32 protein-coding genes are annotated in these 25,463 nt (G+C 53.0%); 24 read left to right on the top strand and 8 right to left on the bottom strand.

Annotated features, from left to right (window positions below; genetic code table 11):
• Window positions 1-67: 67 nt before the first annotated feature.
• The 3 genes from CFT68_RS03315 to ispG all read right to left on the bottom strand — a co-directional run bounded on the left by CFT68_RS03315 (window position 68) and on the right by ispG (window position 2,819).
• The gene (locus CFT68_RS03315) at window positions 68-367 is read right to left on the bottom strand and encodes a hypothetical protein (RefSeq protein ID WP_088842001.1); all 300 of its coding nucleotides are present in this window, start codon (window positions 365-367) and stop codon (window positions 68-70) included.
• 7 nt (window positions 368-374) lie between these two features.
• Window positions 375-674 (bottom strand): hypothetical protein, encoded by a 300-nt coding sequence (locus CFT68_RS03310; protein WP_088842000.1) that lies wholly within the window; start codon window positions 672-674, stop codon window positions 375-377.
• Window positions 675-752: 78 nt separating this feature from the next.
• Window positions 753-2,819, bottom strand: coding sequence for a (E)-4-hydroxy-3-methylbut-2-enyl-diphosphate synthase (ispG, locus tag CFT68_RS03305; RefSeq protein WP_088841999.1), 2,067 nt, complete (start codon window positions 2,817-2,819; stop codon window positions 753-755).
• Between the two features lie 312 nt (window positions 2,820-3,131).
• Between ispG and CFT68_RS03300 the strand changes: the two genes are divergently transcribed.
• Together CFT68_RS03300 and CFT68_RS03295 are read left to right on the top strand one after the other, a co-directional pair.
• Window positions 3,132-3,620, top strand: a complete 489-nt coding sequence (locus tag CFT68_RS03300) for a TlpA disulfide reductase family protein (RefSeq protein WP_088841998.1) — start codon at window positions 3,132-3,134, stop codon at window positions 3,618-3,620.
• A 135-nt stretch (window positions 3,621-3,755) separates the two neighbouring features.
• Window positions 3,756-4,379, top strand: coding sequence for a thioredoxin family protein (locus tag CFT68_RS03295; protein ID WP_088841997.1), 624 nt, complete (start codon window positions 3,756-3,758; stop codon window positions 4,377-4,379).
• A gap of 159 nt (window positions 4,380-4,538) precedes the next feature.
• Here the strand turns inward: CFT68_RS03295 and CFT68_RS03290 are convergent, their stop codons facing one another.
• Entirely contained in the window at window positions 4,539-5,522 is a 984-nt protein-coding gene (locus CFT68_RS03290) for an NAD(P)H-quinone oxidoreductase (protein ID WP_088841996.1), read from the bottom strand.
• 134 nt (window positions 5,523-5,656) lie between these two features.
• Between CFT68_RS03290 and CFT68_RS03285 the strand changes: the two genes are divergently transcribed.
• The 4 genes from CFT68_RS03285 (at window position 5,657) to CFT68_RS03270 (ending at window position 8,113) form a co-directional block, all read left to right on the top strand.
• Window positions 5,657-6,154, top strand: a complete 498-nt coding sequence (locus CFT68_RS03285) for a hypothetical protein (protein WP_088841995.1) — start codon at window positions 5,657-5,659, stop codon at window positions 6,152-6,154.
• Window positions 6,155-6,285: 131 nt separating this feature from the next.
• The gene (locus tag CFT68_RS03280) at window positions 6,286-6,648 is read left to right on the top strand and encodes a hypothetical protein (protein ID WP_141106423.1); all 363 of its coding nucleotides are present in this window, start codon (window positions 6,286-6,288) and stop codon (window positions 6,646-6,648) included.
• A gap of 410 nt (window positions 6,649-7,058) precedes the next feature.
• Window positions 7,059-7,487, top strand: a complete 429-nt coding sequence (locus CFT68_RS03275) for a hypothetical protein (RefSeq protein ID WP_088841993.1) — start codon at window positions 7,059-7,061, stop codon at window positions 7,485-7,487.
• Window positions 7,488-7,687: 200 nt separating this feature from the next.
• Window positions 7,688-8,113: a hypothetical protein gene (locus tag CFT68_RS03270; RefSeq protein ID WP_088841992.1), complete on the top strand. Its 426-nt coding sequence runs from the start codon at window positions 7,688-7,690 to the stop codon at window positions 8,111-8,113.
• A 1,064-nt stretch (window positions 8,114-9,177) separates the two neighbouring features.
• Here the strand turns inward: CFT68_RS03270 and CFT68_RS03265 are convergent.
• The 4 genes from CFT68_RS03265 to CFT68_RS03250 form a co-directional block, all read right to left on the bottom strand.
• The gene (locus CFT68_RS03265; RefSeq protein ID WP_088841991.1) at window positions 9,178-10,860 is read right to left on the bottom strand and encodes a glycosyltransferase family 39 protein; all 1,683 of its coding nucleotides are present in this window, start codon (window positions 10,858-10,860) and stop codon (window positions 9,178-9,180) included.
• A 627-nt stretch (window positions 10,861-11,487) separates the two neighbouring features.
• Complete coding sequence (locus CFT68_RS03260) at window positions 11,488-11,793, bottom strand: hypothetical protein (RefSeq protein WP_088841990.1); 306 nt, start codon at window positions 11,791-11,793, stop codon at window positions 11,488-11,490.
• Entirely contained in the window at window positions 11,790-12,167 is a 378-nt protein-coding gene (locus CFT68_RS21900; protein ID WP_088841989.1) for a superinfection immunity protein, read from the bottom strand. The genes CFT68_RS03260 and CFT68_RS21900 overlap by 4 nt, the downstream gene beginning before the upstream one ends.
• Window positions 12,168-12,187: 20 nt before the next feature.
• Window positions 12,188-13,141 carry a S24 family peptidase gene (locus tag CFT68_RS03250; RefSeq protein ID WP_088841988.1) on the bottom strand — a complete coding sequence of 318 codons (954 nt, stop codon included), beginning with the start codon at window positions 13,139-13,141 and terminating at the stop codon, window positions 12,188-12,190.
• A gap of 117 nt (window positions 13,142-13,258) precedes the next feature.
• Between CFT68_RS03250 and CFT68_RS03245 the strand changes: the two genes are divergently transcribed.
• From CFT68_RS03245 to CFT68_RS03165, 18 genes are all read left to right on the top strand, one after another.
• Window positions 13,259-13,486: a hypothetical protein gene (locus CFT68_RS03245; RefSeq protein WP_088841987.1), complete on the top strand. Its 228-nt coding sequence runs from the start codon at window positions 13,259-13,261 to the stop codon at window positions 13,484-13,486.
• 67 nt (window positions 13,487-13,553) lie between these two features.
• A complete protein-coding gene (locus tag CFT68_RS03240; protein WP_088841986.1) occupies window positions 13,554-13,946 on the top strand; it encodes a hypothetical protein in 393 nt (130 codons plus the stop codon).
• Between the two features lie 3 nt (window positions 13,947-13,949).
• On the top strand, window positions 13,950-14,222 hold the full coding sequence (locus CFT68_RS03235; RefSeq protein WP_088841985.1) for a hypothetical protein: 273 nt from the start codon (window positions 13,950-13,952) through the stop codon (window positions 14,220-14,222).
• 57 nt (window positions 14,223-14,279) lie between these two features.
• The gene (locus tag CFT68_RS03230) at window positions 14,280-14,522 is read left to right on the top strand and encodes a hypothetical protein (protein WP_088841984.1); all 243 of its coding nucleotides are present in this window, start codon (window positions 14,280-14,282) and stop codon (window positions 14,520-14,522) included.
• A gap of 179 nt (window positions 14,523-14,701) precedes the next feature.
• Window positions 14,702-15,382 carry a hypothetical protein gene (locus CFT68_RS03225; RefSeq protein WP_088841983.1) on the top strand — a complete coding sequence of 227 codons (681 nt, stop codon included), beginning with the start codon at window positions 14,702-14,704 and terminating at the stop codon, window positions 15,380-15,382.
• Window positions 15,382-15,756, top strand: a complete 375-nt coding sequence (locus CFT68_RS03220; protein ID WP_088841982.1) for a helix-turn-helix domain-containing protein — start codon at window positions 15,382-15,384, stop codon at window positions 15,754-15,756. The genes CFT68_RS03225 and CFT68_RS03220 overlap by 1 nt, the downstream gene beginning before the upstream one ends.
• The gene (locus tag CFT68_RS21440) at window positions 15,753-15,995 is read left to right on the top strand and encodes a hypothetical protein (protein WP_141106422.1); all 243 of its coding nucleotides are present in this window, start codon (window positions 15,753-15,755) and stop codon (window positions 15,993-15,995) included. The genes CFT68_RS03220 and CFT68_RS21440 overlap by 4 nt, the downstream gene beginning before the upstream one ends.
• 11 nt (window positions 15,996-16,006) lie before the next feature.
• Complete coding sequence (gene dnaN, locus CFT68_RS03215) at window positions 16,007-17,242, top strand: DNA polymerase III subunit beta (RefSeq protein WP_088841981.1); 1,236 nt, start codon at window positions 16,007-16,009, stop codon at window positions 17,240-17,242.
• 55 nt (window positions 17,243-17,297) lie between these two features.
• Window positions 17,298-19,829 carry a DNA methyltransferase gene (locus tag CFT68_RS03210; protein ID WP_088841980.1) on the top strand — a complete coding sequence of 844 codons (2,532 nt, stop codon included), beginning with the start codon at window positions 17,298-17,300 and terminating at the stop codon, window positions 19,827-19,829.
• A 59-nt stretch (window positions 19,830-19,888) separates the two neighbouring features.
• The gene (locus CFT68_RS03205; RefSeq protein WP_170934682.1) at window positions 19,889-20,902 is read left to right on the top strand and encodes a phosphoadenosine phosphosulfate reductase domain-containing protein; all 1,014 of its coding nucleotides are present in this window, start codon (window positions 19,889-19,891) and stop codon (window positions 20,900-20,902) included.
• Window positions 20,902-21,939 (top strand): DUF1376 domain-containing protein, encoded by a 1,038-nt coding sequence (locus CFT68_RS03200; protein ID WP_088841978.1) that lies wholly within the window; start codon window positions 20,902-20,904, stop codon window positions 21,937-21,939. The genes CFT68_RS03205 and CFT68_RS03200 overlap by 1 nt, the downstream gene beginning before the upstream one ends.
• A gap of 46 nt (window positions 21,940-21,985) precedes the next feature.
• Window positions 21,986-22,963, top strand: coding sequence for an ATP-binding protein (locus CFT68_RS03195; protein ID WP_141106421.1), 978 nt, complete (start codon window positions 21,986-21,988; stop codon window positions 22,961-22,963).
• A 4-nt stretch (window positions 22,964-22,967) separates the two neighbouring features.
• A complete protein-coding gene (locus CFT68_RS03190; protein ID WP_088841976.1) occupies window positions 22,968-23,180 on the top strand; it encodes a hypothetical protein in 213 nt (70 codons plus the stop codon).
• Entirely contained in the window at window positions 23,164-23,604 is a 441-nt protein-coding gene (locus tag CFT68_RS03185; protein WP_088841975.1) for a hypothetical protein, read from the top strand. The genes CFT68_RS03190 and CFT68_RS03185 overlap by 17 nt, the downstream gene beginning before the upstream one ends.
• Before the next feature lies 1 nt (window position 23,605).
• Window positions 23,606-23,992 carry a hypothetical protein gene (locus CFT68_RS03180; RefSeq protein ID WP_088841974.1) on the top strand — a complete coding sequence of 129 codons (387 nt, stop codon included), beginning with the start codon at window positions 23,606-23,608 and terminating at the stop codon, window positions 23,990-23,992.
• On the top strand, window positions 23,992-24,459 hold the full coding sequence (locus tag CFT68_RS03175) for a VRR-NUC domain-containing protein (protein WP_141106419.1): 468 nt from the start codon (window positions 23,992-23,994) through the stop codon (window positions 24,457-24,459). The genes CFT68_RS03180 and CFT68_RS03175 overlap by 1 nt, the downstream gene beginning before the upstream one ends.
• Entirely contained in the window at window positions 24,456-24,944 is a 489-nt protein-coding gene (locus tag CFT68_RS03170) for an ASCH domain-containing protein (protein ID WP_088841972.1), read from the top strand. Before CFT68_RS03175 ends, CFT68_RS03170 begins: the two co-directional genes overlap by 4 nt.
• A gap of 3 nt (window positions 24,945-24,947) precedes the next feature.
• Entirely contained in the window at window positions 24,948-25,388 is a 441-nt protein-coding gene (locus tag CFT68_RS03165) for an HNH endonuclease (protein WP_088841971.1), read from the top strand.
• The last annotated feature ends 75 nt before the right edge of the window (window positions 25,389-25,463 follow it).

The raw sequence follows: 25,463 nt of genomic DNA, 5'->3' as shown, positions 1-25,463 counted from the left end.
ATTATTAATGCGCGTATTTTTATGGGAGAATAGAGAGGTAAAGGGCGCGGATGTTTGATTTAGAAATTCAAACCCAATCTATACGTTGATTGACAACGACTTCGGCTACCGCTTTTGTCGAATCCAAATCTAGAGTTCCAACTGTAAAGCTCTCCCGGATTTTATGCATATGGTCAGTCCACTCTATCATATACATTTCACCCATAGCATTTAACTCGGGTTGTTCATCAGCCATATCTAGGCCGTCTGATTTTTCAAGTTCATACCAGTAGTCATAAGCAATGGCCTTTATGATAACTCCTTCCTTAAGCAAGCCATCATAAAGCCAGTACCCTTTAACTATTTCTCTTTCCTGAAATTCATTCATTGATCTTTTAATCGCCAACTGCTAACAATCCACCATTCGCCCCAACTGCTTTATGCAGTAGTGCAATGAAAGACTTACACTCCATTTGTTGAGGTGCGCATGGTAGTCGTTTCTGTAGCGTCACTAGCATTCGCGCTGCCATTTCACTTCCCCAGCGAAAGTCACTGTAAAAATCAAACCTAGGTTCAATTATGCCCTCAGTCTGAAGTTGAGAAAATAGCGCTTCTCTTATTCCACCCAGGTATTCTAGGTCAGTAATTTCGCTTTGCGTTGGCTGACTATCTTTAATCAAGTAAAAATCAAGCATGAGACATAAAATCACAGTAACAGAAACGGGATTGAACTGTACAGTCCAACCCCGTTGAATATGAATTATTAAGCTATTTTACGCACCCACCGGCTCTTCCAGCACCATAGGCTCAATCCAGCGGCCATCCTCGCGCATCAGTTCAATCAAGTCATCCACAGCCCGTTCTTCTGGCACGGCTTTCTTGATGACTTCCTGACCGCGGTAGAGGGCAATTTTGCCTTTGCCCACGCCCACGTAGCCGTAGTCGGCGTCGGCCATTTCGCCGGGGCCGTTTACGATGCAGCCCATGATGCCGATTTTCACGCCCTTTAGGTGGTCGGTGCGCTTGCGGATCATGGCGGTAGTTTCCTGCAGATCAAACAGGGTACGGCCGCAGCTGGGGCAGCTGATGTACTCCGTCTTGGACATGCGCGTGCGGGCCGCCTGCAGAATCCCGAAGCTGAGCTGGTTGAGCTGGTCCAGGGTTTGGAGCCACTCCTCTTTGCTACGCTCGGGCAGCAGCTCGGTGCTCAGCACCACGCCGTCGCCGAGGCCATCAAGCAGTAGGCCACCTACATCGGTAGCGGCGTAGAGCTGGGTTTGCTCGGGCGTGAGCACGGGGTATTGCCGGTTGATGATGACCGGGTTCGTTATTTTCTTCTCAATGAGTCGGAAGAAGGCCCGCCGGATTTCCGGCATGGCGTGGGCGTTATCGGTGGAGAGGATGAGTACCGCCGTGGGGTCAGCGTGGAGGTGGCCTAGGGCCTCTTCCGTCAACGAAGCCAGGTTATGGAACACGAAGTTTAGCTCCGGGTGCCGGGCCTCCACGGTAGCAAACTCCGCCGCCGTGAAGGCCGGAAAGTGGTCGGGGCGTTGACCGCCGTCCAGCCAGGCAGAGAAGTCAACTACTTCCTTCAGGCCATTGGGCAGCATAAACGGAATCGGGCGCTGGCCCGAATACACGTAGTCGGCCCCGAGGTCGTTCATCTGGAACTTGTCGAGGAAGGCAGAGTATAAGTGGCCTACGGCGCGCAGGTCGGCGTATTCCAGGCCGGGCAAGCGCGAGAGGTCGGCCATTACGCGGGGCACATTTTGGCCCCCTATGTTCAACACCTCGCGGGTAGCACGGCGGTGGTACTGGAACGGGTCAATTGGCGAAAGGTCAGCATCGGCCGCAACCACAGCCGCCGTTTCTGACTGGCCTAGAGCGCTGTTGTTACCCACAACTGCCGCAAAATCAGTGGCCAGCGGAGCAATTGGCTTGGCTTCGGTGGCGCGGTTGGTGTACCGGTCGATGAGGGCTTTGGCTACGGGAGCTTCGGCTTCGGGAGCTTCGGTGAGCGATACGCGCACGGTGTCGCCGAGGCCGTCTTCCAGCAGCGTGCCAATGCCTACGGCGCTCTTGATGCGGCCGTCTTCGGCTTCGCCGGCTTCCGTTACGCCCAGGTGCAGTGGGTAGGGCTGCAGGCCTTCCTCGTCGAGCTTCTGCACCAGCAGGCGGTAGGCCTGTACCATCACCTGCGTGTTGCTGGCCTTCATGCTCAGCACCACATCGTAATAGTTCTCTTCCTCGCATAGGCGCAAAAACTCCAGCGCCGACTCCACCATGCCCAGCGGCGTGTCGCCGTAGCGGCTTAGAATCCGGTCGGACAAGGAGCCGTGGTTGGTGCCGATGCGCATGGCGGTGCCATACTGCTTGCAGATCTGGACCAGCGGCCGGAACCGCTCCCGAATGCGCTCTACCTCGGCGGCGTAGGTGGCATCGGTGTACTCAATGATGTCGAACTTCTTCTTGTCGGCGTAGTTGCCGGGGTTCACGCGCACCTTCTCTACTATGCGGGCGGCCAGTTCGGCGGCGTTGGGCGTGAAGTGAATATCAGCAATAAGCGGCACGGTGCAGCCGCGCTTGCGCAGCTCCTTCTTGATTTCCAGCAGGTTCTGGGCCTCCTTCACGCTGGGCGCCGTGATGCGCACGTACTCGCAGCCGGCTTCTACCATGCGCAGCGTCTGCTCCACCGAGCCCAGCGTGTCCATGGTATCTACGGTAGTCATGCTCTGCACCCGAATCGGGTTGAGGCCACCCATGGGTAGGTCGCCAATTTTTACTTCCCGGCTGAGGCGGCGCTTGTACTCGGTGAGGCTGGGGCAATACGTTTTATTCATAACCCAAAGGGGAGCGTTTTTCAGAAGAGTAACAAAGGTAACGGAAGGTTTGTGCTCAACATATGTGCCACGAGCCCGGATAGGGGTGTTATATCTTGCTGACGCCAGAACCATGTAGAGACGCAATAGTTGGAGTCTTGGCGTTGAACGACTGGCCTAGAATAGTTCCAGCCAAACAACCTCAGCAACAACGAGACTCCAACTATTGCGTCTCTGCCTCATTCCCACGCCTGCCTTATGAGCTGCTAGGCCACTTCCCGCAACTTCTTACCAGCTATAGCTGTCTTTAGCACAACTATCTTCCCTCCTTACATGAACTCACTAAAATACCTGGCGCTGGCAGCAGCCCTTCTGTTTGCGGTACCTGGCCTAGCACAGCAAGTCACGGTAATCAAGCTGCCGGAGCTGCAGAAGCGCCTGAGCCAGCAGAACGACACTACCTACGTGGTGAATTTCTGGGCCACCTGGTGTGCGCCCTGCGTGAAAGAACTGCCCCACTTCGATCAGCTGACCACCACCTACGCCAAGCAGAAGGTGAAAGTGCTGCTGGTGAGTATGGACTACGCCTCCCAGCTCGACAAAAAAGTGAAACCCTTCGTGGCCAAGCGCGGCTTGAAGTCGGAAGTGGTGCTGCTGAACGAGCCCGACCCCAACTCCTGGATGGATAAAGTGGACTCTAAATGGAGCGGTGCAATACCGTTTACTATCCTAGTAAACAGCGCTAAAAAGAAACGCGCCACCTTCGAGCAGGAGCTCACGGCCGCCGAGCTGAACCAGCATGTGCAGGCCTTTGTAAAGTAGCAGGCATTTGTAGCCTAGTCATTTCGAGCGGCGCCAGGAATCTTAAGCATCTTCTGACGAGTCCCTTAGGCCTTTCACCTCACTTATAATGTGAGCATTACGGTTCCTAATCTTCCACTTTACTTCTTCTGTCTTATGAAAAAGCTCCTCCCTTTTCTGGCTGCGTGCCTACTGTTGGCGCTGAGCAGCTTCATTGTGCTTCGGCCGGCGTCGCCGGGTTACCAGGTTGGCGATAAGGTCGCGGACTTCAAGCTCAAGAATGTAGATGGGAAAATGGTTTCCCTGGCCGATAACAAAGCTGTGAAGGGCTACATTGTGGTGTTCACCTGCAACACTTGTCCTTACGCACAGGCCTACGAGAGCCGCATTCTGGCACTCCACCAGAAATATGCGAGCCAAGGTTACCCAGTAGTAGCCATCAACCCCAACGACCCCAGCGTAGCCCCCGGCGACTCCTTCTCCGAAATGCAGAAGCGGGCCAAAGCCAAGCGGTATGGCTTCCCCTATCTCCAGGATGAAACCCAGCAGGTAGCTAAAACCTACGGCGCCACCCGCACGCCCCACCTGTATGTGCTCACGCGCCAAGGCTCAGATTTCGTGGTGAGCTACATCGGGGCCATTGATGACAACTCCGAGGATGCCAGCCAGGTTAAAACCAAGTACCTGGAAAATGCCCTGACCGATATTATGGCTGGCAAGCCAGCCTCCGTAAACTCCACCAAAGCCATCGGGTGCACCATCAAATGGAAGCGGGCCTAGGCCTGTTTTCATTGACATTCGATGTAAACTCACTACTCCCTACGCACTAAAAAAGCCCGCTCGACAGCGGGCTTTTTTAGTGCTATACGTGGCCTAGCCAGCTTATTTCCAATACACTGGCCTACATATTTTATTTGTCGTGCTCTGGGCTGCTGGCCCCTATTGCTTGCCTGATACTACCTCGAGCACTAGCTTCCCAATGTGCGCGCTGCTCTCCATGAGCTTGTGCGCAGCGGCGGCTTCAGAAAGCGGAAAGGTTTTATAGATAACGGGGCGAAATTTTCCGGCCGCCAGCAAAGGCCACACGTGCTGCTCTACGGCGGCGGCCAGCGCCGCTTTAAACTCAGCGGAGCGGGGCCGCAGCGTACTCCCCGTAATGGTGAGGCGCCGGGTCATCACGTCCAGCGCGTTGAACTCTGCAAGGCCACCCTGCATGGCATTGATGAAAACCAGACGGCCATCGGGGCGAAGCAGGCGCAGATTTTTGGGAGTATACTCGCCTCCTATCATATCCAGCACCACATCCACGCCTTCTTCAGCTAGCACCTGCTCAAAATCGGCTTCCTTATAGTTGATGACGATATCGGCTCCTAACGGACCAAGAGCGGCACATTTCTCGGCGCTTCCTGCCGTGGCGGCCACCCGGCTGCCCAGCGCATGCGCCAGCTGAATAGCCGTGATGCCAATGCCGCTGCTGCCCCCGTGCACCAGCAGCGTTTCGCCGGGCTGCAAAGCGCCCCGCTGAAACACGTTGTGCCACACCGTAAATGCGGTTTCGGGTAGTGAGGCTGCCTCCGTCATGGTCCAGCCTTCGGGCACCGGCAGGCAATGCCGGGCATCTACTACGGCGTACTCTGCATAGCCACCCGCCGTAAGCAGGGCGCACACGGCGTCGCCGGGCTGCCAGCGCTGCACAGTAGTGCCACATTGCTCCACAATGCCCGCTACTTCCAGACCCGGCACCAGGCCTGCCACGTCGCCGCTGCCGCGGTATTTGCCTTGGCGCAGCAGCACATCGGGGCGGTTTACACCGGCGGCATGCACCCGAATCAGTACTTCATGGGCGTTGGGCTGGGGCCGGGGAGACTCCTGCACCAGCAGCACTTCTGGGCCGCCGGGCTGGGTTATGCTAATGTGGTGCATATAAAAAGGCCGTTAGGTTGTCGGAAAAACATCCGACTTGCTTCAGGACGCGAAACGCACCTCATTGGTTTGGGGGCAGCCTGCAATAGCCATCTTTGATGGCCAGCCGTACACATAGTGTTGTGCTTATTCTCATGAAGAAACTCTCCTTTCTCCCGCCTCTTTTTAGCGCCGCTCGCGCTACTGGCCTACGCGCCTGGCAGACCGGCCGGTTGTTTCAGCGTGCAGTCCGGACCGCCCTCGATTCTATTCAGGATGTACTGCGGGCAGAAGTACAGAAAGGCAACGCGCAACTAGTCATCGATTTCCTGACCAACAAAGGGCTGCCTGCCGTCAGAGCACTCCTGCTGGAACGCATGGCGGCCCGCTTGCTGCTGCGCATAGGCCTACGTGGTGTGCTGGCCTCCAGCGTGGTAGGGTGGGTGCTGCCGTTTGCCCTGGAGCAGCTGATTAAAGTAGGTCACAAGACGGGCCTTTTCGAGAAACTGCGCGCCAACAGCACCGTTGCTGATACGTTGCGCCGCCTTGATGAGCTGAAGCAGGCCACCTGGAAATCCCTAGCGCCCGACCACGGCACGGGGGCCGAGGTGCTTCCCGATGACGCCGAACTACCGCGGCAGCTCCTTTCCTGAACTGGTCGAAAAGAGCGCTAAAACAGCCGTTTTAGCGAAAAAATTCAACTTTTAATTTTTTATGTATTTCTTGTCTGTTTCTGCTGAATCCCTCAATCCGTTTCACTTTAGTGCCTCGTAGGTGGGGGCTGATGAAAAATTCCGCTTCCTGTTTTCCGACCGAATCTGTTCAGGCGCTGCCATCCAGAAAGGCGCTGCGAGATTTGTACCGCTCCGCCCGCCACATCACGCATTCCGACTCCTACGCGGCCGCTCGGCTGGCCCGCATTGCCGACCAAGCCGAGTACTTCCTGTACGAGTGGCCTAGGGAGCTTTGGCCCGCCGCTATGCAGCCAGATCAAGTGCTGCCCGGCCGCCATGTTCTGCTGGCCTGGGCGGCGGCAGCAAAGCGCGATGCTACCCATTTCAGCCTGCCTGCAAACAGCCCTTGGTCGTATGCCAGCTGGCACCAAGTGGTTACCACCCTGCTCTCGGCGCTGGTCTTCTTTGCCTGATCCTTCCTGCTGCATACAGTTTTAGTCTCTCTACGGGCTGCAATTGCCGTCATAAGAGTGGCTTAGGCCACTCTGCTGCCTCCCGTATAAGTTGTAATGAATAGCTGCGCTTGGTTGCAGAGCAAAGGCCGGTTAGTTGGTTTTGCCGAAGCAACCATGTATACACAGGAGGGCTCAAACCCTCTTTCTGATGAGGCAGCAAGTGTCAACCGTATTGGGATAAATCAAAGATTCAAGTGACACTTTCCGGTCTGGGGAAAAGGAGTAGATTTGGTCATTCGGATGCAGGCTACTGGTACCGCTACTCTTACTATCGTCCACGAAAATGAGCTTGCCATCCAGGGGCAGCCAGACCACCTAGTAGTGCATGAGCAGCCCCGATCTTACAGTTCATTCCAAACGCCTTTCTCATGCAAACAGTGCTACGCAATGGATTCGGCAACGTCTATATGACCACAGAGTATGATGCTGTCAATAAATGGGTGTATAATAATTGGATAGGCCATCAGACGCTTTCCGGCGTTATGGTTGGTGCCGATGCCTGCCTGCAACCCCTGAAAGAACACGCGTGCCAATTTCTGTTAAACGATAACCGGCACGTGATTGGGCCATGGGACCACGCCGTGCAGTGGATTGTGGCCGAATGGGCACCGCGCGCTATTGCGCAGGGCCTCACCCATTTTGCCCACGTGGTAAGCGCCAAGTCCTTGGCCGCGCTTTCCGCTGAGTCCATGCACATCGGAATTGGCGGACGCCTGCAGATGCGCATGTTCGACGACATCACGGACGCCCGAGCCTGGCTCCATGAAGCGCAGAATAGCCAGCAGCCCCACAAATAAATTCGCTACCCGCACAGAACCAGCCCCTGCTTGGTAATGAGCTATTTTGGTGTAGGCCTTTTATGCGTTGGCGGTACAGAATAGAGGTGGCTAGGCAAATAATTATAAATTATACTATCCAAATAGTACCTTTGCCAGATATTACTCCTACCGGCGCTTATCCTGGCTGGTAACTCTATTAGAAGCTACATCATCATATCATGATTCGCAATCTACCCCTGCTGTTTCTAGGCCTGGTGCTATTTACTTCTGCTTGCCAGAAAGAAAAAACCAATACTGATCCGCAGCCTAAGCCTTCCTTGGAGGGCCGCTGGATATGGCAGCACGCCGTTATCACGCGCTATGATGTCAATAATGAGGTGATTCAGACCACGCCCCAAGCAGCTGCACCGGGCGCTACGTATCTCGATATAAACGGCGAAACACTGCAGCGCTTCCTCCCCGACGGAACTGCTCTTACTCCTCCCCTGAATTATGTACAGGATGGCTCCACCATTTACTACGACAGAGCCCGGGCCATCCTTACGATAGTTGATCTGACTTCCCGCGAACTTACCCTGCATGCAGAAGGTGAGTTCATTCCGGGCCGTGGTCATACCAACACCGACACGTATTACAGTCGTTAGGCCACTCCTGGTTCTATTAGCCACTCGTTGTCAATGTTCTGTTGCCAGGAAACGCCAGTGCTCACTTAGGGCTAAGAACCTAAGTAAGCACTGGCGTTTCCTGGCAACAGAACATTTTTTCTATATAAACTTATTATATACCAATTCAGAATCAGCTTAACTGTGGCTTTATTCACTGATTGTAAGACTATTATATTAATTTTTGTCAATAATTAAACAGGGTATGAAGTACAGGTAGCGGATGGTGGTGGTATAGATGAGTTTATATGGCCAATTATTTTATGATATATCAAGATTATCTTATACTTTAGTCACTATCCCGATACCATTGCGTAAGCAGCCCAGAAGAAACCCTCAGAACCGAGTTGATGGCCGATGCTTACTCCGCTTACTAACTCTCCCATGCCCGGGGCGCTGCCATGCAATGGAGGCGGGTCCAGCAGTTACTGCAAGGATTCTTCAACATCGGCGACTGCGGCTTTACCAGCAGCGGCCACCACGGAACGCCTACCAACGCTTGGCGGCCGCTCAGTGGGGCTATAGCGTGGCAAACAATGCCCAGAAGCAAGGCCACATTCTAACCAGTCAGGAGTTCGCCTGACAGTTTGAACTGCAACTGCCTGTACTTGTCAAGCTATAGTTTATATCATTCAGTCAATAAAAAAAGGTAAATCAAATGATTCACCTTTTTTTAATAGTCATACTTAAGTCTTAACGAATGTTGCGGTGCGTAGCTTGGAAAGCATACAATGCTCAACTGACAGAAATACAACGGCGTTATATAAACTGGTTAGCCGTTATAACAGAAAAAGAGACGTATGATACCTCTCGTCAATATATAAATGCAAGATTAATAAAAGGATATTAAAAATAATTCCATTAATAGGATTTATAGCACTCCATGAAAATTCATTGTACAAATACCATGTTTCGCAATATACTCCTATTGTGACTATACCTAAACTTTATAGCTGTATATTTTGCACCTTGAACTTACTATACCTTTGTACAGACATTTGAATCCTAACAATAATATATCAAATAAAATTTATATATTATTTGTCTCACCAGCCATTTTTTGGCATAGATAAATCCAATACACTTACAGTATGCTGAGCATTTTTATAGGTATGTATTACCTTTCCCGCATCCGCTATATAGCTATAAAATAAGTTACCACTTTCGGGCCGTAAAGCATAGTACCAATTAGGCTGATTATCATATTCGCCTATGTTTATTACAAATTCTCTTTCATAAAGGAACCATACGCGCTTTTTGCCAACTAAAATCTCTTTATCAGCGGCTAATCTTTGAAAATATTCACGAGCATTATGGGAGACATACCGTGCATCCTTTCCTTTTATTGCTTTGAATTTTAAATTATACGCCTCCTTGTAGAACCGATAGGCCGGCAGCGTATTCCAGTAGATATATACTACATCTCCCTTCTGGTAATGCTGATCCAAATATAGTAGGCTCTCTCTGTAGTATTGCTTTTTGGTGCCACCGAATAGTTGAGGATTAATTGCTTGAACAGTAGAACTACATAATGGCCATATCAATAGTAGCACGAATACTACATAAGACCATCGGCGGGAACTCACTGGCAATAAATCGGCTAATCTACTACTCCCAATTACAAGGAGTAAAATAAATATAGGAGCTAAAAATAAAGTTAGCCTCTCATAAAAAGGATAAATCTTCAAACACGAAGCTAATAAAGTTAAAACTACTGGGGAGAGCAATACAATTAGACATGGGCTGTTATTGCGATAAAGCTTAACAATGCTCAGACCAATGAACGTAAGTGCAATCAATACGAAAAATAATTTGATTACTAAAGCCAGAATGGAGGCTTCGGGAAGAGAGAACTTCCATAATATGCCTAATGGGTAATTTAGCAGATTACTTAGTGCGCGATAAAGCCATTTAGGGGTATCTGCAGATAAAGGCATAAAGCCAGATCTTACTTCAAACCATGCTGTAAGCCAAGCCGCTGCTGATGATTTATAAGTAAAAAGGGCATAGTTTATAATAAAACTACTAGCCCACATAGTACATGGCAGCGTGAGCTTGGTTATAAGCTTCCAATCTTTTTTAAGTAGACCAGTAAGACCGCACCCTAAGGCTATACCTACTAAAATAAATATAGAAGAATGAGAAAACCATAGAATACTTGCTCCCCATAATCCCCATATAAATTGTGACTTCCAAGTCAGCTCCTGCTTGTATCTGATGTAAAGAAATAAGCATAGAACAGAAGCCATTAACTCCATGCTATACTGTTTAGCCTCTACTGAGTGATATATAATAGGAGGAGCTAAAGCTATTAAAGCCATAGCTACTACCACGCCTTTAGATCGAAGAAAATAGCGTGTAACAGGCAGAAAAATTAGCAGTGTAACAACCCCGCACAGCAGTGAAACAAGCCGAAGTGCCATCTCGCTCTTTCCGAACAGTATCACTGTCAATCGTACAAGCCATAAATATCCTAATGGTGCTTTTTGCTCATAATACAAGGGAGTGGTTGCCAATTCGCAAAAATTCATCTTTATAATACTAGTATTAAGATAAATTTCGTCGATCCAAAAAGATCGATTGTCAACATAATGGAAAATACGCAAGAAGATTCCTGCACATATGAAACTCCACAGTAAGAGTTGGGAACTGTTATTTTCTATTTTGCAGATATGAAATAAAGAATGGGGGTTTACAGCAACTGGTTTCTCTTGCGTAGAAGAATGCATAAGCCCTTTCGAGATAAGTTCAATATTTTCTTGTTAAACTTACGTAAAATAGCAATGATGTTAATACCTACAGTGAAATATTTTTGCTGTTATGTACATTAAAAACACTTGGCGAATATCAAGGCAACTGGACGTTCAGACATAGCTAAGGGCCTAGGAACTAACTCAACACAGTCAAACCTAATTTGATAAACTGTCTAGCCCATTACTATATAGGAACAGATTTGCCCGCAGTCCGGCAGACTATGGCATTGACTTACTCCCTTAGTTTGAGGGTAGCACTTGTCAAATACAAGAATACGCTGCCTACAGGCAGAAAGTAAGATGATAAGCCTCAACAGCTATCTATACATAGATACATAAGCGCTTAATTAGTCGGCTTCGTGCGCACTATTCCCCAGCCCTGGAAGTCAATGATGTGGATACTCATACTTAACACTACTTCAGAGGTATATACAATAAAGCCCCTACATTTCTGTAGAGGCTTTATTGTTAGCAATGATATAACTGCACAAAAAAAGCCGCCCCCACCCGGAAACCGTTATTACTTCTTAACCAATTGACTATCAGTACTCATTACCACACCCCGCTACTTTGGGGTATGGTTCTGGGCACAGTTCGTATCGATCAGGCTCGAATAGGCCGCCCTACCTGTCGCTCTGGCCAGCCCGTTGGTTCGGCGCGGCCCGTCGCCGGCGCGCCCATCACCACCCACTCCAGGTCGAGCTGTGGGCACAGCACTTTCACCTGGTAGAGCAGCCGCACGTTGACGTGGTAGCGGCCTTTCTCAATGCGCGTCACGAAGCCGCGCTCTAGTCCCATCTGCTCCATAAGGTCGGAGTACGTGTCGAACTGGCCTATCTCGTGCAGGCGAGCGAGCTCGTGCACGAAGCGCCGGTCCATCTGCTCGATATCGAATTCTGGATAGCTCATGCTAGGCCACGGAGTAACCGCGATTTCTGTTGGAGAAATTCTTCGTTGGTCAGCTCGCCCGCGTCGCGGAGCTTACGCAGCTTATCGAGCTCATCAGCCACAGAATTAGAGGGCACCACTGGTGGCGCCTGCACAGTCTGTTTGATAACAACTGGTGGCGCGTCCTTCATTAGCGCCCACACCAAGGCACCTACCCACCCCAGGAAAGTCCAGCCCAGCAGCAGGTTCAACCAGAAGACGGACTCCCCTTTTCGGGTGCCCTTGGCTATAAGCGCTGGTATAAAGTATAGCAGGCCCAGAATAACCAGCATAATGATGCCACCTATGCCATAGCCGGTATTTTCACCATATTCCAGTAGTAGTGTCGAGAGCATATAGTATAGATTAGATAGGTTTATTCGCCCTTTGTGGATTTCAAATCCAGCAGCCGCTGTAGCTCTTTCTTATCCATTAGGCCTTCTACAAGGATGCGTAGGTCCTGCACGGAGTCTTCAAGGTTATCCACCTTCATAAAGACATTCTCTGTCACATTATCAGCGCAGGCAGTAAGGCGCCACTCAAAACGCCAAATCTCCAATACCTCATTCAGCTCTATATTATAGGAGCGGTGTTGGCGGTTATCGGATTTACAGCGGATAAAGCCCTCGCGAGGCCGCACTTTTACGCGCTTCAGCTGCAGGCCATAGGTTTCACTGACTACCACACATACCGTGAAATCATTGATGTATTCCCAGTCGCCTTTCTGGACTTCACGGCATAACACGTAGTCCTTCGCATTGAAGGTGGGATACATCGAATCACCAATAACCGGGAATACCATGTGGCGCCCTCCCTTCACCAGCATGGGCGGCAAAGAGAGCGTGTCTAGGTGCTCGAAGTATTCCTGGGTTTGATAGCCACTCAGGTAGTTGGCGGCCACGGAATAGTTGACAATGGGTGCTATAGTGTTGCCTTGCTGATCGACTACAACCACTCGCTCTTCCAGGAATCTTTTAAGCTGGCCTGGATGAAGGTGATTTTCTGGCTCGTCCATCATGTAGATCGCACTAGTGCGCTCACCGGTATTCAATAAAGCTTTAGTCGCTGCCTCGACCTTATCAGCGCTATCCATCGGGTTGAGCATAGGTCCTCGCCCAAAAATCAACCATTCTTGATTTACACCAGGATATTTCATCAGAATATTCTGCAGAACGGTGAAGCTTGGCCCCCCCGAAGCTCCCTTCAATAGGTCTCCTACACCCTGGGGCGTTATTCCGATAGTGCGTGCAAATGCCGCTTTGTTGCCTTTTTCGAAGTGAGCAACCAATTGCGTAAGACGCTCAGAAACAGATGTTTCAGAAATTTCCATCAGAATAATCTTCGGTTATAGTAAACTAGACTTGACATTATCAGATTTACTTTACACCTTTGAGAAGAAGAACAAGAAGAAGAACAGCCGCAATATACGAAGCGGCGCAAACTGCCTATGGAACCGAACCCCACCCCCACAATGCGAGAGCTGATGCCCACTGGCTTTATCAAGGAGTTGGCCCGGCGCACTGGCTGCAAGAGCGCCAGCCAGTTAAGCGGCGTCATCTCTCTTGAAAACACCGGCTCACGACTCTGGCCTGCTATTGAGGCCCTCGCAGAAGAAACGAACCCCGATGGCTTCGCCCGCTGGCAACATGCCCAGCAGCACGCGACAGCAGCTTAATCTGACATTTCACGAACAGCGGCGGCAACCGCATCACCACAACACCCTTTTTCTAATCCTTACAACTATGGTCGTTTCCACTCCCATTCCCCTCTACAAGCTCCAGACGCCGAAAGGACCGGTGAGCATCTCCCAGCCCCAGCCAAAGGATCAGCTGGCCGTGCGTACCAAGGCTGACAAAAAAGACGAAGCCGATGAGTACGAATTACTCCCAATTATAGGGTGGGCACGTGGCTTGGATGGAGAGCTAAGTCTTTACACTAAAGGCTTTGATAGCTCGCTGTTCCGACTCGCTCTGGAAGATGGCTGTGAGGAAGAGTTCTTCTTCGCAGGCCAGGTGCCGGCTACGCTGCGCGAGTACCGCCTGGATGAGTACGCCGCCGGCGCCCTGCTCTACTTCCCTGCTCCTGCTGAGCATGCTACTATCATGCAAGTGTCGCACCTCTCTATCGCGGCCTAGGCCATGGAAGAGCTACACGAACTGCAGCAAGCGGCTTACGAGGCACAGGGCGCCTTTAAGCTGGCAGATTCTCTGCTCAAGCAGGCGCTGGAGGAGCACCCGATGGAAGTCGTGACGCTGCTGGCTAAGACGCACAGCGCGGCCTTCAAAGCCAGCAATGAGGCAGGCGACGCGTACCAGGCTGCTCTTCAGGCTTACCAGCCTGGTGTAGTAGAGCCCACCGCCGATCCATTCCAGGTCACCATGCTGATTGAGCCGCACAGTGTCGCAGCCTAAGCCCCGTCGCCCGAAACAGTCACCCGGTTTTCCACCACCAGTAGAGCCTACCGACTTATGAAAAAGCCCTTTTTGAGTTTCTGGAGACGCTTGTTAGCTGCCTACTACGTCCTGACAGCGCCCTCCATTATTCTTTTTGCTGGGCAGGATTGGCGCGCTAAAGCGCTGGTGCTGCACAATGTCACTGCGGAGGATACCTTCTCTATCACAGAGTGCATGCGTGAGATAATACGAGACGAAGTCAACCAAGAGGCCACGTTGCGGGAAGCGCAGGAGGTCTTAGACCAGCCTTGGTCATGAAGCCGCTCTCTCTGATTCGGCGCATTCTAGGCCTGCTCTTGCTCGCCATCGCTGCCCCGACTGCCTACCTGCTGATTAAGCTCTGCGATAGGCCCTAAAACAGATGAGCCGCACACGCGGCAACGTGAGCGGCTCTAACTAATCCATCAACCCTTTCAGGTCGAATCCACTGTAAAGATATGGCAGAAAAAATAAAACCGATTTACACGCTTTCTGAACAGGCTAGTTGCCTTCGGCGTGAGATCAAGATGAGGCATGGCTTTTACCCAGGCAGAGTACTGAGTGGCAAAATGTCCCAAGCCGATATGGACCGCGAAATAGGCCAGATGCAAGAGGCAGCAACCTCTATTGAGCGGATGGCGAAGGATGGTCTCTTCAAAAAGGTATATGCCGCACTAGGCACCGCTCGCACGCTTTCAAGCGTCGAGTTAGTTGCTGACATGCATAAGGCACAAGAGCGAGCCAATATATACGCCGAGGCAAGAGACTTGTCTAATGGCATTAATGAACTGGTTAAGCTGGCTGGAATCACCTTAGCCTTGGCAGAGCTTATGCAGGAGTTAGTTCAGATGCCTCAACCAGCCGAACAGGCACAAGCTTCTCATCAATTTGCTTTGCCTCAAATGCCTGTACCTGCTGCTGTAGCACAGCAGGAGTTGGGGGATGGCTATGCTTCTGCAGAACAGCGCAAGTCGATTATAGCCTTGCTGAATCACCCAGCTATTTCCCGGCCGGAAAAGACAAAGCAGCTGCTAAATATCAACCGTCGAACCCCGGAGCAAGCAGAGCAAATACTGGCGAAGCTTAAAGCGGTGATTGATAAACACGATGGTCCCACTGACTATAAAGCGGCGGCCTAATGGACATCTTCGATATCAATCAGTCGGCTATAAAGTCCCTGATGGCGGAACAGTTCAGTCTCGCAGCTCAACAATACTATCAGGCACTTCCCAAGCCTGATCCGCAATTCACCTGCGAGGAAGTGGCGGATATACTGGGCTTAGAGGTAAGCACGGTGCGGGGCTACCTGCGGCTCCCTTCCTATCACCAGCGCAACCTGCCTGTAGTGCAGTGCACCGAAAGTTCAAGAGGCTATCGTATTCGCTTGAGTGCGGTACAGGCCTGGCAGGAGCGCAATAGCTTAACACTGGATCAGGATAAAGCGCAGCTACCTGAACAGTTGCTGCGCATCTCCCACCGCCGGACAGGTCGGCGCCTTAAAGCCGCATCATGAGCCACAAGCTAAAAATGCAGCTGGCCATGTACCAGCAGTTGCAGCGCAAGTTGGCAAGGGCCCGACGTCGCAGGCAAGCATGCCCTACTCCTTTGAACGAGCGCAACCTATCCGAAGCACTTGAACGGGCCAACTTCTTTCTTGACTCGCTGCTGATGACGGTGCCGACCTCCCATGATGAGGCGGTCTACCAACTCAGCGAAGGCCACCCGTTCGGTTCCGATTTCCCCATCTTCTAAGCCCGCTTATCATGTCTACTACCACTGTTGGCACTGCGCTTACCACGTTTTTACTTAGCAATGCGGCCCTGCTGAAAGCGGCCCAATACGCTCAACTCGCGGTTCCCTCCCATCAGCCGATTGTTCCGATTCTGGAGAACCTGCTCCTCGACATCACTTCTGAATCAGGTCAGTACGGAAAATTCTCCTACCTGCGGGTTACTGGATACGACCTGGAACACCGCTTTACTTCGCGGCCGCTTCTATTGGAACGTCGTGATACCGATGCCGCCGCCCTATGCGTACCCGGCAAACAGTTGATTGAGCTACTGAAAAATCTGGAAGATCAGCCGCTTACGCTCAAGATGCTGGATTATGACAAGCCAGACCCTTCTCTGCACATAAACGCAGCACTAACGCACACGCTGTTGCAGAGTGGCACTGGTAGCGCCCGGTATGAAATAGCAGGGGAGAAAGCAGGGGACTATCCTGCTGAAGTCGCCCTGGGCTTTGTCGGTACTACCCTATCTGTGCCTGGCCATATTCTACTGGCTGGATTGAGTGCGACTCTGCCTGTCACCAGCACAGACGAGTTGCGCCCCGCTATGTGCGGCGTGTTGGTCATTGTTACATCCAATAAGCTGGAATTTGCTGCCACTGATGGCCACCGTTTGGTGGTAATGAGAAAACAGGATCAGCACGAGCTGAAAGGCACTATTAACAGCTTTATTCTACCTCGTAAGGCCTGCGAGATACTGCTCAAGCTGGTAAGCCAACGTGAGGTGGTCGAGGTAATCGTCGGTGCTACACAGGCCCTGTTTAAGCTGGAGAAAGGTGAATTTCAGGTGCGGCTTATTGCGGAACAGTATCCTGACTTTCACAACGTCATTCCAGCAGTGAACCCGAATGTGCTGATAGTACACCGCACAGAACTACTAGCCAGCGTGAAACGACTGTTGCTGTTCAGCAACAAAACCACCTATCAGGTGAAGTTCGACCTGCAAGAGGCGTCGGATTGCCGAATAATTGCCGAGGATCTGGACTTCCAGAATAAGGCCACAGAGACCATCCCAGGCACTTACACGGGACAGGATTTGGATATCGGCTTCAACGCCCGCTTCCTACGCTACTTCCTAGAGAAGATGCCCTGCCAGAGCGTGAAAATCGGCATGAGCCTGCCTAGTCGCGCGGCTGTGCTGCAGTCGGCTGATGCCGATGATGGCATGCTCTGCCTGCTCATGCCTGTGATGCTCAACAACTATCTCTAACACTCACCGGCCCGACTCACCACGGGGGCGAGTCGGGCCCTTTTGTATCCTTCCCATGGATTCTTACACTCAATTTCTAGGCTCCAAAATCAAGCTGGCCGAAGATGCCGGCTTTGATATAAATCCTTCCAGCCTTCACCCCTCCAGCCTACCGCACCAGGTAGATACTATCGTTTGGGCCCTGAAAAAAGGTCGCGCCCTAATAGGCTCGAGCTTTGGCCTAGGCAAGACGCATACCCAAATCGAGCTGTTACGCGCTATCCGAGAAGAGCGCGGAGGCTACGTGATGATTGTATGCCCGCTGGGTGTGAAGCATCAGTTCACGGAAGAAGATGGCCCTCGTCTGGGTGTGCGCATCAACTACGTGCGCAACGATGCGGAAGCGATGGTCAGTGACAGCCCGTTTCTCATCACCAATTATGAGCGGGTTCGCGACGGGCATTTTTCGGCGGAATTTCTAGCCAAGCTGACGGCCGTCACACTCGATGAGGGCAGTGTACTGCGCAGCATTGGTACCGATACCTATCAGCAATTCACCAAGCTGTTGAAGTCGGTACCGTTTCGGTTTGTGTGCACGGCAACGCCCGCGCCTAACAAGTATAAGGAGCTGATTCACTACGCCGAATTTCTGGGTGTAATGGACTCAGGCCAGGCCTTAACCCGTTGGTTCAAGCGCGACTCGCAGAAGGCTGGCAACCTCACCCTGCACCCCCAGCACGAGGCAGACTTCTGGTTGTGGGTTAGCTCGTGGGCTCTGTTTCTTACCCGCCCCTCTGATCTGGGCTATTCCGATGAGGGCTATGACCTGCCCGAACTACGGGTAGAATGGCACCTGATTACGGAGGGCGAATCGGATACGCACGTTGATAAGCGTAGTGGCCAGTCGGAAGTATTCGCTTCTACGAAAGGCAACCTGCAGGCGGCAGCTCGCGAGAAGAAGCGCAGCATTCCTGCTCGCGTGGAAAAGATGGTGCAGCTGCTCCAGGCCGAAGAGTTGGACCACTGGCTTATCTGGCACCACCTGGAAGATGAGCGCCGCGCCATTGCGGAAGCGGTACCTGGTGTGGAGTCGGTATTCGGTTCGCAGGACCTCGAGCTACGGGAAAAGCTGATTGTAGGCTTCAGCCACGGCGAGTTTCCTTACCTGTCTACCAAACCAGAAATAGCCGGCTCTGGCTGTAATTTTCAGAAGCACTGCTCGCGCAACGTCTTTCTGGGTATTGATTACCGCTTCGAAGACTTTATTCAAGCTGTGCACCGCACACACCGCTTCCAGCAGAAAGAGTCAGTGCAGGTGCACATCATCTACACCGCTGCTGAAGAGCCGATCCGCAAAGAACTGGAAGCCAAGTGGCAGCGCCACAACGAGCTGATGGAAACCATGCGTGGCATCATCAAAACGTACGGGCTGTCGCATCAAGCGGAAAAAGCCCGCCTTACCCGCTCACTGGGTGTGGAGCGCGAGGTAGCTCAGGGCAAGCGCTACACCTGCGTGCACAACGATTGTGTAGCTGAGCTGCGCACGATGGCCGATAACTCTGTGGACCTCGTGCACACTAGCATCCCTTTCGGCAACCATTACGAATACTCTGCCTCCTACAACGACTTCGGGCATAACGAGAGCAACGATCGCTTCTTTGAGCAGTTCGAGTTCCTAGTGCCAGAGCTGCTACGGGTGCTCAAGCCTGGTCGTATCGCTGCTATACACGTCAAGGACCGGATTCGGTACGGATCGGTTACAGGCAATGGCTTTATGACAGTCGAGCGGTTTTCGGATCAGACTTCGGATGCTTTTGAAAAGGGCGGGTTCGTCTTTATGGGTCGCAATACCATCCTGACCGATGTAGTGCGCGAGAATAACCAGACCTACCGCCTAGGCTGGAGTGAGCAGTGCAAGGATGGCACAAAGATGAGCTATGGCATGCCCGAATATGTGCTGCTGTTCCGCAAGCTCCCCTCCGACCTCTCCAATGCCTATGCGGATGAGCCGGTAGTAAAGAACAAGGAAGAGTACACCAGGGGCCGCTGGCAGCTGGATGCCCACGCGTTGTGGCGTAGCAGTGGCGACCGATTGCTGAGCCCTGGCGACATCCGCAATAAGAGCCTGGACACTATTGGCAAGTGGTTCAAGAAGCGGAACCTCTCCCACGTCTATGATTATGAGGAGCATGTTCGGCTCAGTGAAGAGCTGGATAGCGCCGGCCGCTTGCCCTCTTCCTTTATGATGCTGCCTCCCCAGAGCTACAGCGAGATGGTAGCCACCGATGTGGTGTACATGCGCACGCTCAATGGTGAGCAGTTCAAGCGCAACGCTCAGAACCACATTTGCCCCCTGCCCTTTGACATTGTAGACCGTGTGATTCGCCGCTGGAGCAATGAGGATGAGGTTGTACTAGATCCGTTCGGCGGGCTGATGACAGTACCGTTCCGGGCCGTTACGCTAGGCCGCCGCGGCTACGGTATCGAGCTCAAGAAAGAGTACTGGCAGGCTGGCCAGGTGTACTGCCGGGAAGCGGAGTACAAGGCCTCTGTGCCCAGTCTGTTTGATCTGTTGGATGCGGAAACGCCTAGAAAGGAGGCTGCATAATGGATCCTAAACAAATCCCATTATTCGCACGCCCAGCTGCCACCTTGGCGGTGCCTACTGTGATTGACGCTGCCCTACGAGGTGGCGCCGATCTGGCACTAAGTCTCTCGGCTGGTAAGGACTCGCAGGCATTGGTAGCGCTGCTGGCTCCCTGGTTCCGGGCCCAAGGCTATACCGGACGGTGCTACGTGGTGCATGCCGACCTAGGCCGTGCCGAGTGGCCACAGACTGCCGCCTTGGTGGAACGCATGGCGGAAGATGCGGGCATGCCACTACTGGTTGTGCGCCGGCCCAAAGGTGATTTAGTAGCCCGCTTCGAAGAGCGCTTGGAAGCCACCCGCGAAAGTGGTGCTCCCTTCTGGCCTTCGTCGGCAAGCCGCTACTGCACTAGCCACCTGAAGGCCGGCCCGATTGATACGGCCCTGCGCAACCCAGCTCCTTTCTGGCCCTCTTCTGCCAGTCGCTATTGCACCTCTGATCTAAAGCGTGGCCCGATTGATACAGCGCTCCGCTCGGCTGAGGTAGTGATTTCGGCGGAAGGGGTTCGGGCTGATGAGAGCCACGCCCGCGCTAAGAAGCCAGTGGTAGAAATTCGCACAGGCATCACTGCCAGTAGCCAGAAGGCTACGCGCAACCTCTCGGCGATGACACCAGAAGAGGCGCTGGCAGCTCGTAACCCGGGCCAGCGTGTTGCCTTGAACTGGCGTCCGCTTCTGCACTGGAATACAGAAGAAATCTGGCAGGCCTGCGGTACCAGCTCAGCGGAGCTTACCCGCCGCCGGCTGTTGTATGCCGCAGGCCAGCACGAAGAGGCGTTGCAGGGATGGCCCTGCCACCCGGCCTACGTCTTCGGTAACGAGCGTCTGAGCTGTGCTTTCTGTGTGCTGGGCAGCAAGAACGATTTGCTCAATGGCGCCCAACATAACCCTGAGCTATATGCTCACCTCATTCAACTGGAAATAGTTGGTGGTGCCACTTTCAAGAATGGCTGGAGCCTAACTGAGCTGCCTGTGACAGGGGAAGCTGCTCGTCTTCGAGACGCAGTCCTTGGCCAGCATAAATCCGCAGCCTAATGAAATCCCCCGCATTCCAACTCTATACTGGTGACTTCCTCAGCTCGCCCGACGTGCAGATGATGGACGCCCGCGAGGTGGGAGCCTACTGTTTGCTGCTATTCAATGCCTGGCAAGGTGAGCAACCCGGCCATCTACCTAATAGTGAGGACAAGATGCGCCGGCTCGCTCGCCTCAGTGTGGAGGAGTGGCAACAGAGTCGGGAAATGATCCTGAGCAAGTTTCCCCAGGCCCCCGATGGCCTTACTCGCTACAACCCTCGCTTGGTTGCCGAAGCCGAAAAGCAGTGGGTTAATCGTCAGAAGCAATCCGCTAACGGCTCCAAGGGTGGGCGCCCTCGCAAGAACCCAAACGAAAGCCAAATAAACCCACCGCTTTCTGTAGAAAACCCACGGCTTTCAAATGAAAAGCCAACCCATAACCCAGAAAAAGCTCTTCACTTTTCATCTTCTATTTCAACTTCTATAAAAGAAACACCCCCTACCCCCGTGGTGGGTGTGTTGGAAGTTGAAAGCTCAAAAATTGAAGGACCTCGCCTGACAGAAGAGTTACCTGTTGAAGGCTCGCTCGCGTCGGCTTCGCACACTGGGGCCGCGGCGCCGGCCGGCGAGCTCAAGCCAGAATTTCGGCCCGATCCGGAGTGGGCAGGCCAGGTCCGACTGCTCAGTGACCAGATGGCCGAATACTTCAAGCTCTCCATTGCACAGGCCGACGGCCGCATGCGGCTTACCCGCTTCTGCCGGGTGCAGTTCGAAGCCGGCCAGGGCCCGCTGCTACAGGCTCAGTTCCAAGCCTACCGAGGCTACAAGGCCCACACCCAGGAGCGGGTACACAGCTGGAAAGGCTTTATCGGCGACGAAAGCAAAGCCTTCGCAGATGGCGGCTGGAATGAAAAAGACTGGGTAGTTGCCTTGGCAGATGCCCTCAAAACCCAATCAAATGGAATTCAACGCACTCCTGGCACAGGCCGTCCCGCAGCAGCAGGACGGGTCGCCAACCTCCCCGCTGCCGCCTATGGTCGCCAGAAGGTCGCCTGAGCAGCCACCTGAAACACCTGATGAGGTAGAACTCACCTCAAGCCAAGTGCAAGAGGCCCTGCATCGCGCTAAAAAGGTCAAGTACGGTAAGCTCTATCGCGAACATCGACTCTGGGCACACCTAAACTGCGACCTGTTGTATGTAGAGGAACGAGACACTTGGGAATCTGTCCCTCGTCCGTCGGCTACGCCACCTCCGTACCTGCCACTGAAAGTTGAACTGACAGAGCTTACAGCGGAAGAGGCTACGGAAGCACTGGCTGCTGCGCAGCGGCGGGCCTGGGGCAACTTAGCCTCTCGCTACCACGATGCGCAGGTGCAGTACCAACAAGCGCATGGCAAGGCTAGCACCCCTCGCTTTACTCCTGATGAGTTGCAGGCGTGGGCAGTGCAACAAGGTATTCGCCTAGGCGCTGCGCGCATGCCCCCCCGCAAGTTCTCCCTGCCTCTGGAACGTCAACAGCAGTTGTTTGCCTTCTGTGCTGCCTATTTTGCTGGCCACGAAGGTCTGGTTCGACAATTAGGGGAGGAATGGTTTCAGGATGACACGTTCACCATCAAGAAAGGGCTACTGATTGCTGGTCCTCCTGGCGTTGGGAAAAGCTATATGATGGCCTGCTACCAGCAGAACCCACATCGCCCCTACGGCATGGTGATGGCAGAACGCATCGCCGCCGCTTACAAAGCAGGTGACCAGGCAGAGCAGCTGCAGCGCACGTTTTGCGGCATGGGTGGCCAAAGCCTGTGCATTGATGATGTGGCAGCCGAACCTGGGGTGGTGAAAAGCTGGGGCAATGAAGAGGCTCCACTTGCGCAGGTTCTGCTGGGCCGGTACTCCCGGTATGAGCGAGGCCAGTTGCCTCAGTGGGGTACTCACCTAAGCACCAATAACCCCCTGGAGCGCTATGAGGGCATGCCTACTGATATGCCCTCTCTGCGTGATCTGTATGGCGACCGAGTAGCTGATCGGCTGTATGAGCTCTGTAACATCATCCCTTTCGACGGCGAGAGTCGCAGGGGCTAAGGCCATGAGTCTCGACCAGCTGAGCCGCCGGCTGCCTTTACTCACAGATCGGCAGCTATCCCGCTACCGTCGCGAGTATCGGCTCTATGCCGCCCGGGTAGAGCTACTGGAGCAGGAAGCGGCTAAGCGGGAACTGGATAGACGCCCCATCGGTGACACCACCACCATTCAAATCCCATCAAAACTTAATTATCTCCCTTATGAGCAGGTTCAGTAACGTGTTAGACGAAAAACAGCTCTCGCGATTCTTGGAAGAATGCGAGGATTGGCAGGTTTCCAGTAGCCATGGTAGCCCATCCGATAAGCAAATAGCTGATGAGCAGTTGACAACATTGGCTTCATATGCTATCCCAGAATTAGTGGATGAGGTGCGCAACCTGCGCAAATTCAAGGCATATGTTCATCAGCGACTTGATGACGCTGGCGTGAACCCACATGATGAGCAGAACGCAATCAACGGTTGTCGCATCGGTTCACGTCTGGATGATGTGCTGCAACCTTATACTGAGGCTAGCACCCAGGATGCTTTGGCTATTCTAGACCGCGCTTTAACTCTGGAGAGTAGCCGATCGGATGAATGGTATTTGATGATTGAGGAAGCAGCGAATATGCTGCGTCCTGTCCCTAAGAAAAGCGAGTAAAATGAAATCCTACCAATATCAACACAGCGAAGGCCGCATCACAGACAAGCGCTTTAGCTCCGATGCCTTAGCCCTGAAATTTCTGGAGCTCCTAGGCCACCGCTGGCAGCTGGTGACGCCCATCTGTGATGTGCAGCCGATGCCGCCGGCCGGAATTACTCCAGAAGGCATTACGGAGGTAGAGTTGCTGTTGCAGGCAAGCCTGGAAAAGCTACAGGGTATAGAAAGTGAAAAGGTGGTTGAAGTGGCGTCCCTGATTCAATACGCACTCTACAAGCTCCACCCTATCACCCATGGCTGGGAAGTTCAAGAGCCCACAGTGCCCTATGGCCAGCCCGATGCCAACGGACACAACCAGGCGGCAGCGGATTACGGCTTCTCTTCCTGATGGCTAAAACTGTCCTACCTCCGCACTTGATGGCCCGCATCATTGGCAGCACCAAGCCAACTTCCAGAGCCCCACCGGATCCGGATGCCCCCAAGCCCAAGCGAACCCGCAACACACAGGCCACCAACGACCTCACCACGGCCATCCGCGACCTGCTCACCTACGAGGGCTGCTATATCTGGCGTCACAACAATGCGGCTCTCTACGACCCGCAAATCGGGGCCTTTCGCAAAGGCAGCAGCAAGGTAGGCCTATCCGACACGCTAGGTTTCTATCGCCCTACGGGGCACTTCGTCGCGGTCGAAGTGAAATATGGCACCGATACCCTCAAGCCAAAGCAGCGCGAGTTTCTGGAGCAAGTCCGGGCCGCTGGTGGCTTTGCTTGCGAGGGCCGCAGCCTGGAGCAGGTCAGACGGGAGTTCAATGAATGGAAGCAGTCTATTACTAAAAGCACGACAGTAAAATGAAAGCACTATCCTTAATTCAGCCCTACGCGACATTGATTCAGCTGGGCTACAAGCAGTTCGAAACCCGATCGTGGTCTACCAAGCACCGTGGCCACTTGGCTATCCATGCCAGCGTTGGTAAGCCCTATTGGGCCCGCCATGTGTGTGAGAATAATAGCTACATCCGTGAAGCGCTAGCCAAGCATGGCTTGACCTTCGATTCTCTCCCTCGTGGTGCTATACTGGGAACCTGCAACGTTGATGACTGCTTCAACATAATCGGCAAGGATTCTATCGTAGGCCTTACAACCAAAGCCGGGGAAGTAGTAGTGGCGAAAGGTGACCTATCACAGATGGAAATAGCCGCCGGTGATTACTGCGAAGGTCGATTCGCCTGGAAGCTGTCCGATGTTGTCACCATCATGCCGCCTATCCCTTGCCGTGGTTCCCTAAGCCTCTGGCAAGTGCCTGATGAGGTGGTTGATCAGTTTCCAGCCAGCGCTTAAGCCATGAAGCTGCGACGCGTCGGTAAAAACCGAGACCCCGAAACCGGAGAGGTCCAGTACTTCAAAGCAGGCTCCTATGGCAAGACGCCGGCCCGCATCCAAGCAGACTACTACCCGCCGGATAAGCCGCCCAGCAAGGGCAAGAAAGCCCGCCGGCGTAAACGGCAGAAAGAGAAGTACGCCACCTGCCCACCACGGCCCCTGTTCCATGCAGAGACGCCCAAGCTCACCCCAAGTCAGCGGAAAACCATCCGGCAGCAACTCATCGCCCGGGATGGCAACCACTGCCAACAGTGCAACAGCCGCCTGTACCTCACGATAGACCACATCGTTCCCCGTGGTCGAGGCGGCGGCAACCACCTAGGCAATCTGCAGCTGCTCTGTTTGCCCTGCAATGAGGCCAAGGGCGATAAGATGCCCTACGAGCTAGACCAGGCCGCCTAGCACCCCATCTATTCCGGAATTAGTTCTACTCCAGCAGATGGAGGCACTAATTCCGGAATATTTGTGTGTACTTTA

This window comes from Hymenobacter gelipurpurascens, from assembly GCF_900187375.1.
Classification (GTDB): Bacteria; Bacteroidota; Bacteroidia; order Cytophagales; family Hymenobacteraceae; genus Hymenobacter; species Hymenobacter gelipurpurascens.
Note: the sequence above shows the minus strand (reverse complement) of the source record. Positions and strands in the feature narration are given on the sequence as shown.